The organism is Roseofilum sp. KMC-1 (genome assembly GCF_057802075.1).
Map to the genome: position 1 here is coordinate 3,319,579 of NZ_CM173605.1, position 12,768 is coordinate 3,332,346.

General features: G+C 45.6%; 10 protein-coding genes. 6 read left to right on the top strand and 4 right to left on the bottom strand.

Going from position 1 to position 12,768, the window contains the following annotated elements; genetic code table 11:
* The first annotated feature begins 51 nt into the window (after positions 1-51).
* From AC3FZD_RS15315 to AC3FZD_RS15325, 3 genes are all read left to right on the top strand, one after another.
* Complete coding sequence (locus AC3FZD_RS15315) at positions 52-873, top strand: TlyA family RNA methyltransferase (RefSeq protein ID WP_488736864.1); 822 nt, start codon at positions 52-54, stop codon at positions 871-873.
* A 12-nt stretch (positions 874-885) separates the two neighbouring features.
* Complete coding sequence (locus AC3FZD_RS15320) at positions 886-1,605, top strand: hypothetical protein (RefSeq protein WP_488736865.1); 720 nt, start codon at positions 886-888, stop codon at positions 1,603-1,605.
* Between the two features lie 1,289 nt (positions 1,606-2,894).
* Positions 2,895-4,535 (top strand): glycoside hydrolase family 10-like protein, encoded by a 1,641-nt coding sequence (locus AC3FZD_RS15325; protein ID WP_488736866.1) that lies wholly within the window; start codon positions 2,895-2,897, stop codon positions 4,533-4,535.
* 78 nt (positions 4,536-4,613) lie between these two features.
* Here the strand turns inward: AC3FZD_RS15325 and AC3FZD_RS15330 are convergent, their stop codons facing one another.
* From AC3FZD_RS15330 to AC3FZD_RS15340, 3 genes are all read right to left on the bottom strand, one after another.
* Positions 4,614-4,976: a VOC family protein gene (locus AC3FZD_RS15330; RefSeq protein ID WP_488736867.1), complete on the bottom strand. Its 363-nt coding sequence runs from the start codon at positions 4,974-4,976 to the stop codon at positions 4,614-4,616.
* Position 4,977: 1 nt separating this feature from the next.
* A complete protein-coding gene (locus AC3FZD_RS15335) occupies positions 4,978-6,606 on the bottom strand; it encodes a S8 family serine peptidase (protein ID WP_488736868.1) in 1,629 nt (542 codons plus the stop codon).
* A gap of 73 nt (positions 6,607-6,679) precedes the next feature.
* On the bottom strand, positions 6,680-7,378 hold the full coding sequence (locus tag AC3FZD_RS15340) for a Uma2 family endonuclease (RefSeq protein WP_488736869.1): 699 nt from the start codon (positions 7,376-7,378) through the stop codon (positions 6,680-6,682).
* A 153-nt stretch (positions 7,379-7,531) separates the two neighbouring features.
* Between AC3FZD_RS15340 and rpe the strand changes: the two genes are divergently transcribed.
* Positions 7,532-8,218 carry a ribulose-phosphate 3-epimerase gene (gene rpe / locus AC3FZD_RS15345; RefSeq protein ID WP_488736870.1) on the top strand — a complete coding sequence of 229 codons (687 nt, stop codon included), beginning with the start codon at positions 7,532-7,534 and terminating at the stop codon, positions 8,216-8,218.
* A 48-nt stretch (positions 8,219-8,266) separates the two neighbouring features.
* Here rpe and AC3FZD_RS15350 read toward each other — a convergent pair whose 3' ends face one another.
* Positions 8,267-9,508 carry a hypothetical protein gene (locus AC3FZD_RS15350; protein WP_488736871.1) on the bottom strand — a complete coding sequence of 414 codons (1,242 nt, stop codon included), beginning with the start codon at positions 9,506-9,508 and terminating at the stop codon, positions 8,267-8,269.
* Positions 9,509-10,024: 516 nt separating this feature from the next.
* On the opposite strand from AC3FZD_RS15350, the gene AC3FZD_RS15355 reads away from it, so the two are divergent.
* Positions 10,025-11,386: a UDP-N-acetylmuramoyl-tripeptide--D-alanyl-D-alanine ligase gene (locus AC3FZD_RS15355; protein ID WP_488736872.1), complete on the top strand. Its 1,362-nt coding sequence runs from the start codon at positions 10,025-10,027 to the stop codon at positions 11,384-11,386.
* A gap of 18 nt (positions 11,387-11,404) precedes the next feature.
* Positions 11,405-12,760 carry a DNA phosphorothioation system restriction enzyme gene (locus AC3FZD_RS15360; RefSeq protein WP_488736873.1) on the top strand — a complete coding sequence of 452 codons (1,356 nt, stop codon included), beginning with the start codon at positions 11,405-11,407 and terminating at the stop codon, positions 12,758-12,760.
* Positions 12,761-12,768: the final 8 nt, after the last annotated feature.

A 12,768-nucleotide genomic window follows, 5' to 3' on the forward strand; every position in this document is an offset into this window, starting at 1 on the left:
GATAGAATCATTTTGAATTTTGCATTTTGTATTGGTAATTTTTGATTGATTTTGGCTAAACAACGACTCGATATTTTACTGGTAGAGCAGTCCCTCTGTGACTCTCGACAACTCGCCCAGCGCTTGATCCGGGCTGGGGAAGTGATGGTTAATCAGGTGGTGATTGATAAACCGGGGACTTTGATTTCTACAGAAGCGACGATCGCCGTCAAGGAGCGATCGCCCTTTGTCTCTAGAGGAGGAGAAAAGTTAGCCCATGCTCTTAAGTATTTTCATCTAAATGTAGCCGGTAGAATTGCCCTCGATGGAGGCATTTCTACCGGAGGGTTTACAGACTGTTTATTGCAACAGGGAGTGAAACAGGTTTATGGGGTGGATGTGGGTTATGGCCAAGTGGATTGGCGTATTCGCAACGATCCTAGAGTGGTGTTGAAAGAGAGAACCAATTTACGCTATTTGAGTGCCGAAGCGTTATATAGTGGGGAAGAACCCGCCAACTTAGCGGTGGTCGATGTGTCGTTTATTTCTTTAACCAAAATTTTGCCGGCCTTATGGACTTTGTTAGCTCCTCCGAGGGAGTTGCTTGCTTTGGTGAAACCCCAGTTTGAGGTGGGGCGATCGCGTGTCGGTAAAAAGGGGGTTGTCCGCGATCCCAAAGACCACAGTCAGGCGATCGCCACAGTTTACGAGAGCGCGTGCAGTCTGGGATGGTCTTATCAAGGCTTAACCCATTCTCCCATTACGGGCCCAGCCGGAAATATTGAATATCTGCTTTGGTTACAGATGACTTCCGGCGATCGCTCGCAAAAGCTAGATGTGTCTACAATCGATCAATACACCCTAGCCGCTAAACATTTTTTTCTGAATCTTTAACCCCTTACCCCCATGGATCGGTTAAAACTTCTTTTTCGCATTGTCCTCTATATCCTGATCATTCCTTTGGTGGTCAGTTTGGTGGTCTTAAGTAAACTACTGTTTATCTTTCTGGCCGATCAGCATATCTATTCCCTACCGATCGTGGGCGATATTTTTCGCATGTTAGACTTGAGCGAGCTGTCTAACTTAATTTCCTTTGCCATTTTGGGCTTGGGGTTTGGACTCTCGACCGTCTTTTTGCCCCCTCGTATCCGCAAACAAGTCAGTCTCCTCTTACTCATTCCCACCATTCCCTTTATTCTCAGCATCCCCACCGTCGTTCGCTATAATAACTGGCTCAATGATATTGCCGAAAATACTCAGTTGTCTTCTGCGGAAATTGTGCAAAAAACCGATCAGTTTCTAGAAGAGAAAACAGGAAAAACCGGCATGTTTGGCTTTTATCTCTATACCGCTAAATTCCCCCTTTTACCTACTCAATTGGATCGCCTGAATCAGTTAGAGGCTGAAGATAACCGCCTCAAGTCGATTTTAGCTAATTTTTTAGGCGATCGCGCCCAATGGCTCGATTGGGTGTTTGCCGTTCAAGGATGGTTGCTAAGAGTCGTTTATGGAGCGATCGCGATCGTCACTACCCTGATCCATTTCCAAGAAGGGACTGAACAACTAGAGCGCTTTTTTACTCGGAAAACATCACCAAAAACAAAAGGGAAGAATGAAGAATTATAGCTAGGACAATAGCAGTAGGAGCGAAAAAATTCTCGCCCCTACTCCCCCGTCTAATCCACTATTTGCTGGCAACCGGGTCGATCGACGATCAGTCATTAATGAGTTTAAAACGACAGCAGCACCCGGATTACTTACTCCCTGAGCGACTTCCTGTTATTATTTGAGCCTATCTGGAGTTCAACTTTCTTCACCAAAATGGGCGCGAATACTTGCTGATTTTCCTCCCTGTTTCTCTAGTTTAGGAAGTTTCAAGTTTTAGTAGGGGTGCTGCCGTTTTGCCTTGAGACAGATAACAGTTAATCAGCGATTTATTTACCTCTTAACTTTTAACTGGGTTTTGTACAAAGTGGCTGTTAATCTGCCAACGAAGCTTTACTTGCTTCATGTTCTTACTATAAACATTTCTCGGCATTAGATCAAGGGATTGCAACTAAACTTTACACAATCACTAATCTTTAAATTTCAGCCTATTTATGATTGATTTAAAGCCATTTAAAACGACAACAGCACCCGGATTACTTACTTCCTGAGCTACTTCCTGTTATTATTTGAGCCTATCTGGAGTTCAACTTTCTTCACCAAAATGGGCGCGAATACTTGCCGATTTTCCTCCCTGCTTCTCTAGTTTAGGAAGTTTCAAGTTTTAGTAGGGGTGCTGCCGTTTTGCCTTGAGACAGATAACAGTTAATCAGCGATTTATTTACCTCTTAACTTTTAACTGGGTTTTGTACAAAGTGGCTGTTAATCTGCCAACGAAGCTTTACTTGCTTCATGTTCTTACTATAAACATTTCTGGGAATGAGATCAAGGGATTGCAACTAAACTTTACTGAATTGCAAGTAATTGATTACGAATATATTAATAATTCATGATTCATTGCTTTAAAACGACAACAGCACCCAGATTACTTACTTCTTGAGCAACTTCCTGTTATTATTTGAGCCTATCTGGAGTCCAACCTTCTTCACCAAAATGGGCGTGAATAACGATTGATTTGCCTCCCTGCTTCTTTAATTTAGGAAGTTTCAAGTTTCAGTAGGGGTGCTGCCGTGCTATCATGAGACAGATAACAGTTAATCAGCGATTTATTTACCTCTTAACTTTTAACTGGGTTTTGTACAAAGTGGCTGTTAATCTGCCAACGAAGCTTTACTTGCTTCATGTTCTTACTATAAACACGGGTTTAGTTCAGATCAAGGAATTGCAACTAAACTTTACGCAAATGCAAGCATCTGATTGCCAATATAAGGATCTGCTGTTACATAACGGAAATTTGAGTGTAAATTCTTATGGCTAAATTCACCGATATTACCAACCATTGGGCCCAAGCAGTAATTGAACAACTAGCAGATCAAAAGATCATCAGTGGCTATCTCAATGGACAATTTAAGCCAGATGCTCCCATGAACCGGGCAGAATTTGCGTCCTTACTCTCTCGTGCTTTTCCCCATCATGCCAAAACGGGGCAAACCGGGGTTCAATTTAAGGATGTGCCTCCCTCCTATTGGGCCTATGGAGTCATTCGCAACGCCTATGAATCCGGATTTCTGCGCGGTTATCCCACTGGGCGTTTTCAGCCCACAGATCAGATCTCGCGCTTACAAGCCTTACTAGCCTTAAGTAATGGCTTAAAGTATGAAGCCAAAAACCTGGTAGAGATGACCTTAAATGAAACCTTTGAGGATGCGGATGAGATTCCCGAATATGCCCGATCGGCGATCGCGGCTGCTGCGGAAAACGAATTAGTCGTCAACTATCCAGAAGTCAAACAACTGCGTCCCCATGCGATCGCCACCCGCGCCGAAATTGCCGCTACGATCGCCCAAGCGCTACAAACAGCCAACAGCGTCTCCCCCGTTCCCGACCAATATATTGCCAAAGTCACCCTTTCCCCTCCCGTACAACTGACGGGAGAACTGCGGGGACTCTGGTTAACCCAACTGCCTCCCCACCTACGCTTCTTTCCCAACAGCACCGAAACCGCCATCGACTATTTATCCCAATTTAATCTCAACACCCTCTATCCCAGCCTCTGGACTCAAGGGCAAACCCCGTACCCCAGTACCCTCCTGCAACAGCTCACTGGCTTGGCTCAACCCTCGGATGATCCCCTAATAGAACTGATCGGAGCCTCTCAGCGCAAGCGGATCGCCATCATTGGCTGGTGGCAAGGGGGGCTAAAACTTCCCGCCAACTCCCCCTTATTAGAAAACCGCCGCCATTGGATCGCCACCCGTCAAGATGGCAGTTTCCAATTTGGCGCAGCAGCATCAAGCTATGTTTGGCTCAACCCCTTTCATCCCGAAGTGCAAGCCTTTATTCTCAATTTAGTCAAGGAAATGGTCAGTCAGTACGAAATAGAAGGCCTTCAACTCGACTCCTCCTTCTGTCCCCCCATTGAATTAGGCTATGATGCCGTCACCCTAAAACTTTATCAACAAGACCATGGGGGAAAACAACCCCCCAGTAACCCTCCAGATTCAGCCTGGGTCAAATGGAGACGCGATCGCCTCACCGACTTCCTCAAACAAATTTCTACCCGCATCAAAGAACACAAACCCTACGCTATCCTCAGCTTTGTGGCGGATCTCTCCCTCTCCGATACCCTCCAAGATCCGCAACTGTGGCAAACGGATCGCTTTATTCAAGAACTGATGATCCACTCCGACTCCAAGCTATCCTTAGACCATCCGACCATCGCCCTAGCCAAGTATAAAATCCCGGTCAGTCTCGGTCTATCCACTCAAAACACCTCCCTAGGACAAATTAAACAAACTCTACAACAGGTGCGCGATCGCAACTTAGCCGGAGTCTGTTTCTTTTCCTACACCACCCTCATGACCTTACTAGCACAAAAGCAAGCCGAAACAGAATTTAGCGCTCTCTTTCCCGAACTCATCGAACGAGCGCAAATCGTCCTCTCCCTATAGATTTAAACGCTCGGATAGACTTCACAAAAGGGGAGATATAATAGCTCACTCCCTAGATTGAGTCAGCTATTCATTCCCTCAAGCCTCTTGTAACTCGATAATATTGCCATCGGGATCTGCCGTAAATAAAGCCGATCGCCCGGAAGAACTCAGTTGAAATTTGCAGCCATAGGCAGTTAATTGTTGCTTCACTTCCTCTAGGGAATCAACAGCAAAAGCCATATGGGCATTGCGCCCCCACTTTTGCCCATCCCATCGGGTAATTTCCACATCAGGTTGGATCATCAAGTGCAGTTGATAGTCACCAATTTGATACCAAATACCCGGAAATTTGAGTTGGCGATCAATTGGGGTTAAACCCAGAACCCTACTATAAAAATGCTCGGCTTTGTCTAGGTCTGAAACTAAGATCGCCATATGCAAAGATTGTAGAATTTTCATATTAATTTTTAACCGGTGCTGTCCACCAGGCAATCGCATAGGGTTGTTGTGCCTCATTCACCTGTTGACGATAGTAAACCCGGATTTTATAGCTTCCTGTGCGGGGAATTTGATAAAAAATATGTTCCACACTATCAACATCACTAATCGAAGACCCAATACTATCGCGAATATCCGTAGACTCTGCGGGCATCAAGAAAACATCTAAATTATTCAGTCCCCGGTCTTCAAAGGTTTCCCCAATATCATAAGCCTCATTTTGATTGCCATCTTGAAGTTCCACTAAACGATTCCAAGCCAGGGTAACACTGAGCATACTCCCCTGTGGCAAATCTGCTGCTAACACATAATCTTTATAAGTCCCAGGGTTTTCAAGACTATCATAATTCCAACCGATCGCCGGAACCGGGTTATCTGGAGTCCACTGGCCCGCACTAAACTGTTCATAGGCACGACTGGCATTTAAATGACCCGCCCCCATCTGAATATCCAGAGGAATCTGAGCATTACTATAAGCTTCTGAAGTCAACCAAGACTGATGATTTTGATCGTACAACGTGCGCGACATGCCCAAATTTAAGCCATTCCCCAAATCCTCAATCTTATCAGCACTATTGAGTAAAACCGCCTTCATCACCTCTTGTTGACGAGCAGCCATCGTCCAGGGGGGACTCAGTTCTGATTTTAAGGGATCGGCTTTAATTTTTGCCAATTGGCGATCTCCATACTCTTGTAACAAAGCGATCGTTGCCGTCACATGGGGAGCCGCAAAACTCGTCCCACTCGAATAGCCCACCGTACCATCCAAATTCACCAAAGGAACCTGATGTCCTGGAGCCACCAAACCAATAGAGCGCCGGTTATCTGTATTCGTTTCATAGCCAATAATACGACTCGAATTCCCCAAATTCGGATCGCCAATATTAGCAAAATCGATCTTAGAATAGCGATCCTCATAGAGCTTCGAGAAGGCCACCGTCACCCCATTATAAGTATCCGTCGGAATCGAAATCCCCCCCCGGCCCTGATTGCCTGCAATCACATAAAACACATTATGTACCCGTGCTGACCAATCAATACATTGAGTCAACAGCGCATTACCATCCAACACAGCATTCGGTCGGGGATCTTGATTCAAAGACTCCCCAAAACTAAAATTAATCGCCCTTAAATCCCCGCTATTTTGCATCGCTAGATGTTGGGAAGCCAGACACTCCTCCGCTTGGCCACTACGCCGCAAAGACCCCACAGCAGTCGAATACAGTCGCGCATCTGGAGCCACCCCAGGAAACTGCTTATTGGAGCTAATCATCACACTGGCTACATTTTGGGCATGGGGGTCAACATGCTTATTATGTTCCGCAAAAGCATCCCGAAAAAACACCCGCATCGGGCTAATCTGCTGACTCGGATCTATTCTCTTATCAACGCCAAACATCCCAGGACGACCGATTTCTACCTGGCCAATGGCGATCTTTTTCCCTGTTAGGTTATACGGAAACTCATGCAACCGTTGAGCTTCAATTCCCGCATCTCCCACCGATGATCGGAGCAGGGGAAAGGCAAATACGGGAATCCCTAACCCAGAAATTGCTAGGGTGCAGAGCATTAATTTCAGCTTGTCGATCATCGGCTATAACTCCTAGGAAATTGTAGTTAACCCCTAATTTACCAATAGATTTGGGCGATCGCCCTTAAATCCCCTAAAGCGTATCCGGATCGATACCCAACTCCCGAAGTTTCGCCAAAGCTTGGTTAAGCTTCTCTTGTGCCTGATCTCGTTCCGCTTGCGCCTGCTCTTGTGCCAATCGCGCTTGATCGCGCTCTAGCAAAACCGCTTCCGGTTCCCTAAACTCCTCCCCATCTGGATAGAACACCGATAACCCATCCTCAAATAACTCAAACCGAATCTCTAACAGGGGCGATGTCCAAGGTAAATATAATGCCGTGATTAACGTGCAAACCTCATCCGGAGCTTCACGCACAAATCCCCAAAAATCTCGGCGTTCAGGATCATAGTAATACGCTTCTAAAACCCCATATTGCTCATAAAACTTCTGCTTTTCTGCCATTTCCCGGCGGGTATTCTTCGGTGAGAGAATCTCAAACACCACTTGCGGAGCAATATTATCTTCTTCCCATTGTTTATAACTGCCTCGGTAACCGGGGGGACGACCAAAAGCTACCATCGCATCGGGTGCTTGGCAGGGTGCAGGGGGTTCCTGTACTTGCAGGGGATACCACAACAAATCTCCGGCTACAAAGGCTTCTCGATCTTTCAATAAATGTTTGAGATTGCTCACTAAACGGACAATCCACTGATATTGCTCCGTATTTTCGGCCATCGGTAACCCGTCAGAATCTGGATAGAGGAGGTCTGGAGAAAGGGCAGTTTGAACCATGAATCCTACGCACAACGGTGAATAAGGGTTAGCTTATTATAGCGTTCCTAAAAACTGGGTTTCTGTAGAATTCCTTGACCAAGGGCTAGGGTAATGCTAAAGACTTTGTTAAAATAATAGAGATTCACAACGCCTTGGAGAATACCAATCGTCATGTCCAAACCCATTGTTATTGCCCCTTCGATCTTGTCAGCCGATTTCAGCCGTCTGGGAGAAGAAATTAAAGCTGTGGATGAAGCCGGTGCGGACTGGATTCATGTGGATGTCATGGATGGCCGGTTCGTTCCTAATATTACCATCGGCCCGTTAATTGTAGATGCCATTCGCCCTGTCACCCAAAAACCTCTGGATGTCCACTTGATGATTGTGGAACCCGAAAAGTATGTGGAAGACTTTGCTAAGGCAGGTGCGGATATTATCTCAGTTCATGCTGAACATAATGCTTCTCCCCACTTACACCGGACTCTAGGACAGATTAGAGAGTTGGGCAAGCAAGCAGGAGTTGTGCTGAATCCTTCTACACCTCTAGAGTTGATTGAGTATGTTCTGGAATTATGCGACTTGATTCTGATCATGAGTGTTAACCCTGGGTTTGGGGGACAGAGTTTTATTCCGGAAGTGGTTCCCAAAATTCGTAAGTTACGCCAAATCTGCGATGAGCGCGGACTCGATCCTTGGATTGAAGTGGATGGTGGCTTGAAGGGTAATAATACTTGGCAAGTTTTGGAAGCTGGGGCGAATGCGATTGTTGCTGGTTCTGCCGTATTTAAGGCTCCGAGCTACGCTGAGGCGATTTCAGGTATTCGTAATAGTAAGCGTCCTGAGTTGGTAACGGCTTAACAGTAGGTAGGGGCGAAAATTTTTTCGCCCCTACAGCGTGAAAACTCTTCACCGAATGATCGAGAGATCGACTTTACCGAAGTTGGTACTCAGAGCGATATTCATATGTTCGAGAGCATGAACCAACCAGGAAACAGCCGATTGAGTGGAGGTTTCATAGTGGTTATAGAGAATGGCTAACCGCTTTTCTAAGTAGGGTTTAACTTTACGACAGACTAGGACAATTTTGAGCAATAATCCAATGGTAGCCGTGGGCCCATTGTTGGAGAGCAGGTCAATAAAGGTGTAGTGTTGGGGATTTTTTTGACCTTGAACCACCATAAAGTTGAGCAGTTGACTACAAGTACGGATGACTAGGAAATCACTGGGTTTTTGATTGTCGCTGTCGGAGAGGGTATTACTGAGCTGATCGTAAAGCTGATTGTTAAATTTCCGCTTACCATAGCTAGAGTCTACGGAGGTGGAGAGATATTCATAGAGGGTATCTTTGTACTCTTTGAAGGTTCTCACCTGATGGGTATGGGCGATAAAGGATTGGGCTAGGTCTTGATGGGTATACGATCCTTCCACTTTACCCACATAATGTTTAAGGGCCCCGACTAATTCGCGATCGCCTAGTAAGGTAGGATTTTCTTGGGGTTTGAGCATTCGTTTGGCTTTTTCTGGGGAAGATAGGCGCACCAGTTGGCTTTGGCGAACTCGATAGGTGACATAGTGGGATAGGTTTTGCTCAAATTTTTGTTGCATTTGAGTTTGTACCTGTCTCACCGTATTCTGTTGCTCTGAACTGCTTTGGTCGCTTAACATGCAGTGGGAATAGAGGTAGGGATAGCGGTGGATGAGCTGTTTTAGAGGAACTTGATCCCCAGCTTTATAGGATGATTCACTAAAGACTTCTGCTAACCGAGATAGGGTTACATATTGTTCTGTGTCCGTAAAGGATTGGACTAGGGAGCGCAGACGATGAACCGAGCGCATGTGAGATAAGCCTCCACCAGCACTATTGCGGGTATGGTCAAAGAGGTTCACTAAATCGGGAATGCTGCTTTGGTGTTGGGGATGGGTTCGCCACTGGTTAATCAGGATGTGACAACAGCGATTAATCACAAATTTGAAATCTTCTTCTGCTCCTTTACTCGCTGTTAGGCTATTTAAGGCAGCTACCACTTCCTGATTATCGTATCCGAGTCCATGAATAAATAATCTTTTAAAGCGATCGACGAGTTGATCGGGTGTTTCCGCTTGGACACAGGCCAATAAGTGGTCATAGATGACCTGTTCCTGTGCCATTCGATTGGATGGATTATAACCAGTAATCATCGTCCTATTCATTGTACATCCCCCTAGTTTCCATGTGTGTGGGGGTTATCCCCTTAATATTTTACTCAATCAGTATGTTGACCCTATAGATTAATAATTTTCAGTAAAGGGGCTGCTTCTAGCCTCAAAACCAGACTAACCCATTTTTTTTGAGTAAATTATATAACTGTGTTTATTCCCTATTTTCTCCCTGAATGGGGTCACCCTGCATCCGTTGATTTTGGTAATTTTCGATCATAGATAGTGATCGCCTGATCGGGAGAAACCACGAGTAACGGGTCGATCTGACGGATCAAATGATTCGGGTTAATGATACCTTTCTACAATTTACCCGTAGTTGAGCCAATTTTTTGTAAATTTTTGATAAAGTTCCTCCTTTTTATCCGAGTTTTCTATAAAGATTACGTGAATTTATGAGCTATCCTGGAAAGGTAAGACTTCAGTCATGAAGGCCCGCGTCTTGCTTAAAGAAATAATTAAGTTTTTATGACATTTCAGCTAACCCTTGCCCAGTTAATTGACGTTTTAGGGGCTACGGTCATCATGGGCCCGCAATTAGACCCAACCTTAGAGGTGACGGCGATCTCGACAGATACTCGTTCTCTCGTTCCTGGATCGGCTTTTGTGGCTTTGCGAGGAGAAACCTTTGATGGCCATGATTTTGTGGATCGGGCGATCGCCAAGGGTGCAGTCGCCTCCATTGTCGATACTCCTCTTCCCCATGACGGTCTTCAATTACAAGTTGAAGATACCTTAGCTGCCTATCAAACCCTAGGCAGTTGGTGGAGAAAGCAGTTTAAGATTCCAGTGATTGCCGTCACCGGATCTTGTGGCAAAACAACCACGAAAGAGTTGATTGCTGCTGTTCTCGGATATCTTCAGGGTAGCAATTTTACAGGGGATATTCTAAAAACGCAACAAAATTTCAATAATGAAATTGGAGTTCCGAAAACCTTATTAGAATTATCAGCAACCCATAAGTATGCGGTGCTGGAAATGGCCATGCGCGGCCGGGGTCAAATTGCCTTACTTTCGGAGTTGGCCCAGCCGACTATAGGGGTGATTGTGAATGTGGGAACGGCTCATATTGGGCTGTTGGGGTCGGAACAGACGATCGCCGAAGCCAAGTGTGAGTTATTAGCAAAAATGCCTAAAGAGTCGGTAGCGATTTTAAACGCGGATAATGAGCGGTTAATGAAAACTGCGCCCACAGTCTGGTCAGGAAAAACCATCACCTACGGATTCACGGGAGGAGACTGTCATGGCAAACTGATCGATCCAGAAACCCTGGAATTAGAAGGAATTCGCTTACCCCTACCGCTTCCGGGCCGTCATAATGCCTCCAACTATTTGGCGGCGATCGCCGTAGCCAAGGTTTTAGGATTAGACTGGAAGCAGCTACAACGGGGATTATCCGTCACTCTACCCACGGGACGAGCAGGACGCTATGTTCTACCCAACGATATCATCCTGCTCGATGAAACCTATAATGCCGGTCTAGAATCCATGAAAGCAGCCTTAGAGCTATTGGATCAAACTCCCGGAAAACGCCATATCGCCGTCTTGGGAACCATGAAGGAATTAGGCGAAAATTCCTTTGAATATCATCGTCAACTAGGGGAATGGGCCGAAAAACTGCCATTTTTAGATAAAGTAATCGTCTTACAAAATGACCCAGATGTAGAAGGTCTTCATGAGGGTATCCGGGAGATTCCCTGCGAAGTCTATATAACCCATGAACAGGTAATTGAGCGGATCAAAGCCATTCTACAACCGGGCGATCGCATTTTATTCAAAGCGTCCCATTCCGTCGGTTTAGATCGGGTGGTAAAGGCGCTCCTTCAGTAAAATTATCACAGTTTTAAGATGTTTCCTCGTATTCCTGATGCCATTCAACTGCGACCCTATCAACAGCAAGCGGTGAAAAATTGGTTGGCCAATCAAGGACGGGGAACCCTGAAAATGGCCACTGGAAGCGGTAAAACCATTACCGCTTTAGCCATGGCCACAGAACTTTATCAATGCATTGACTTACAAGCCCTAATTGTAGTTTGTCCCTACCGTCATTTAGTTGCCCAATGGGGGCGAGAATGTGAGCGTTTTGGACTGAGGCCCATTTTAGCCTTTGAAAGTGTACGCCATTGGCAACAAGCCTTATCCACCCAACTGTATAATATCCAAACCCAGAGGCAACCCTTTCTTAGTGTGATTACCACCAACTCTACATTAATGGGGGATGGCTTTCAGTCCCAATTGCCCTATTTTCCCCCCAAAACTTTAATCGTCGGAGATGAAGTCCATAATTTGGGAACGGTGAAACTAGAGGAAAGTTTACCTGTCCAAATCGGACTGCGGTTAGGTTTGTCGGCAACACCAGAGCGGTTTTTCGATCAAACAGGAACCGATGCTATTTTTAACTATTTTGGCCCCGTAATTCCTCCAGAACTAACCTTAAAAGATGCCATAGATCAAGGGGCATTGGTACATTATTTGTATTATCCCGTCTTGGTGAATTTAACGGAAAGTGAAGCCTATAAATATGCCAAATTAACCACCCGTATTGGTTGGGCATTGGCGGCGGGGGAAGATTTAGAGGACAATGAGACATTAACCGCATTATTGATCCGGCGATCGCGGTTAATTGCCAATGCAGAAGATAAACTCAAGAAACTGCGAGAAATTATGCAACCTCGCCTGAAAACCAGCCATACCCTATTCTATTGTGGTGATGGAGCAACCGAAAACCAAAGCCGTGCCTCCAATCGGCAAATTGCTGCCGTTACCCAATTATTGGGTGTAGAATTGGGCTATCGAGTCAATACCTATACCGCTCATAGCTCCTTATCTCAACGGGAAACCCTGCGCCACCAATTTGAACAAGGAGAACTACAAGGCTTAATTGCCATGCGTTGTTTAGATGAAGGCGTTGATATTCCCGCCATTCAAACAGCCATTATTCTCGCCAGTAGTCGCAATCCCCGACAATTCATCCAGCGTCGCGGGCGAATTTTACGCCCCCATCCCCATAAAAAACGGGCCACCTTATTTGATATGATTGTCGTTCCACCCCCTTTAGATAGACAAACCTGGGATGTGGAGCGTAACCTCTTGAGGAAAGAGTTACAGCGCTTTGTCGAGTTTGCTGATTTAGCCGATAATGCGGGAGAAGCTCGCAGGCAATTATTAGGACTTCAGAAAGAATACGGACTTTTAGATCTGTAAGATTGGGT

Bases quoted from the DNA above. Each gene is read 5' to 3' on its own strand.
- AC3FZD_RS15320 (WP_488736865.1), top strand. From the start codon at position 886: ATGGATCGGTTAAAACTTCTTTTTCGCATTGTCCTCTATATCCTGATC.
- AC3FZD_RS15325 (WP_488736866.1), top strand. From the start codon at position 2,895: ATGGCTAAATTCACCGATATTACCAACCATTGGGCCCAAGCAGTAATT.
- AC3FZD_RS15330 (WP_488736867.1), bottom strand. From the start codon at position 4,976: ATGAAAATTCTACAATCTTTGCATATGGCGATCTTAGTTTCAGACCTA.
- AC3FZD_RS15335 (WP_488736868.1), bottom strand. From the start codon at position 6,606: ATGATCGACAAGCTGAAATTAATGCTCTGCACCCTAGCAATTTCTGGG.
- AC3FZD_RS15340 (WP_488736869.1), bottom strand. From the start codon at position 7,378: ATGGTTCAAACTGCCCTTTCTCCAGACCTCCTCTATCCAGATTCTGAC.
- rpe (WP_488736870.1), top strand. From the start codon at position 7,532: ATGTCCAAACCCATTGTTATTGCCCCTTCGATCTTGTCAGCCGATTTC.
- AC3FZD_RS15350 (WP_488736871.1), bottom strand. From the start codon at position 9,508: ATGGCACAGGAACAGGTCATCTATGACCACTTATTGGCCTGTGTCCAA.
- AC3FZD_RS15355 (WP_488736872.1), top strand. From the start codon at position 10,025: ATGACATTTCAGCTAACCCTTGCCCAGTTAATTGACGTTTTAGGGGCT.
- AC3FZD_RS15360 (WP_488736873.1), top strand. From the start codon at position 11,405: ATGTTTCCTCGTATTCCTGATGCCATTCAACTGCGACCCTATCAACAG.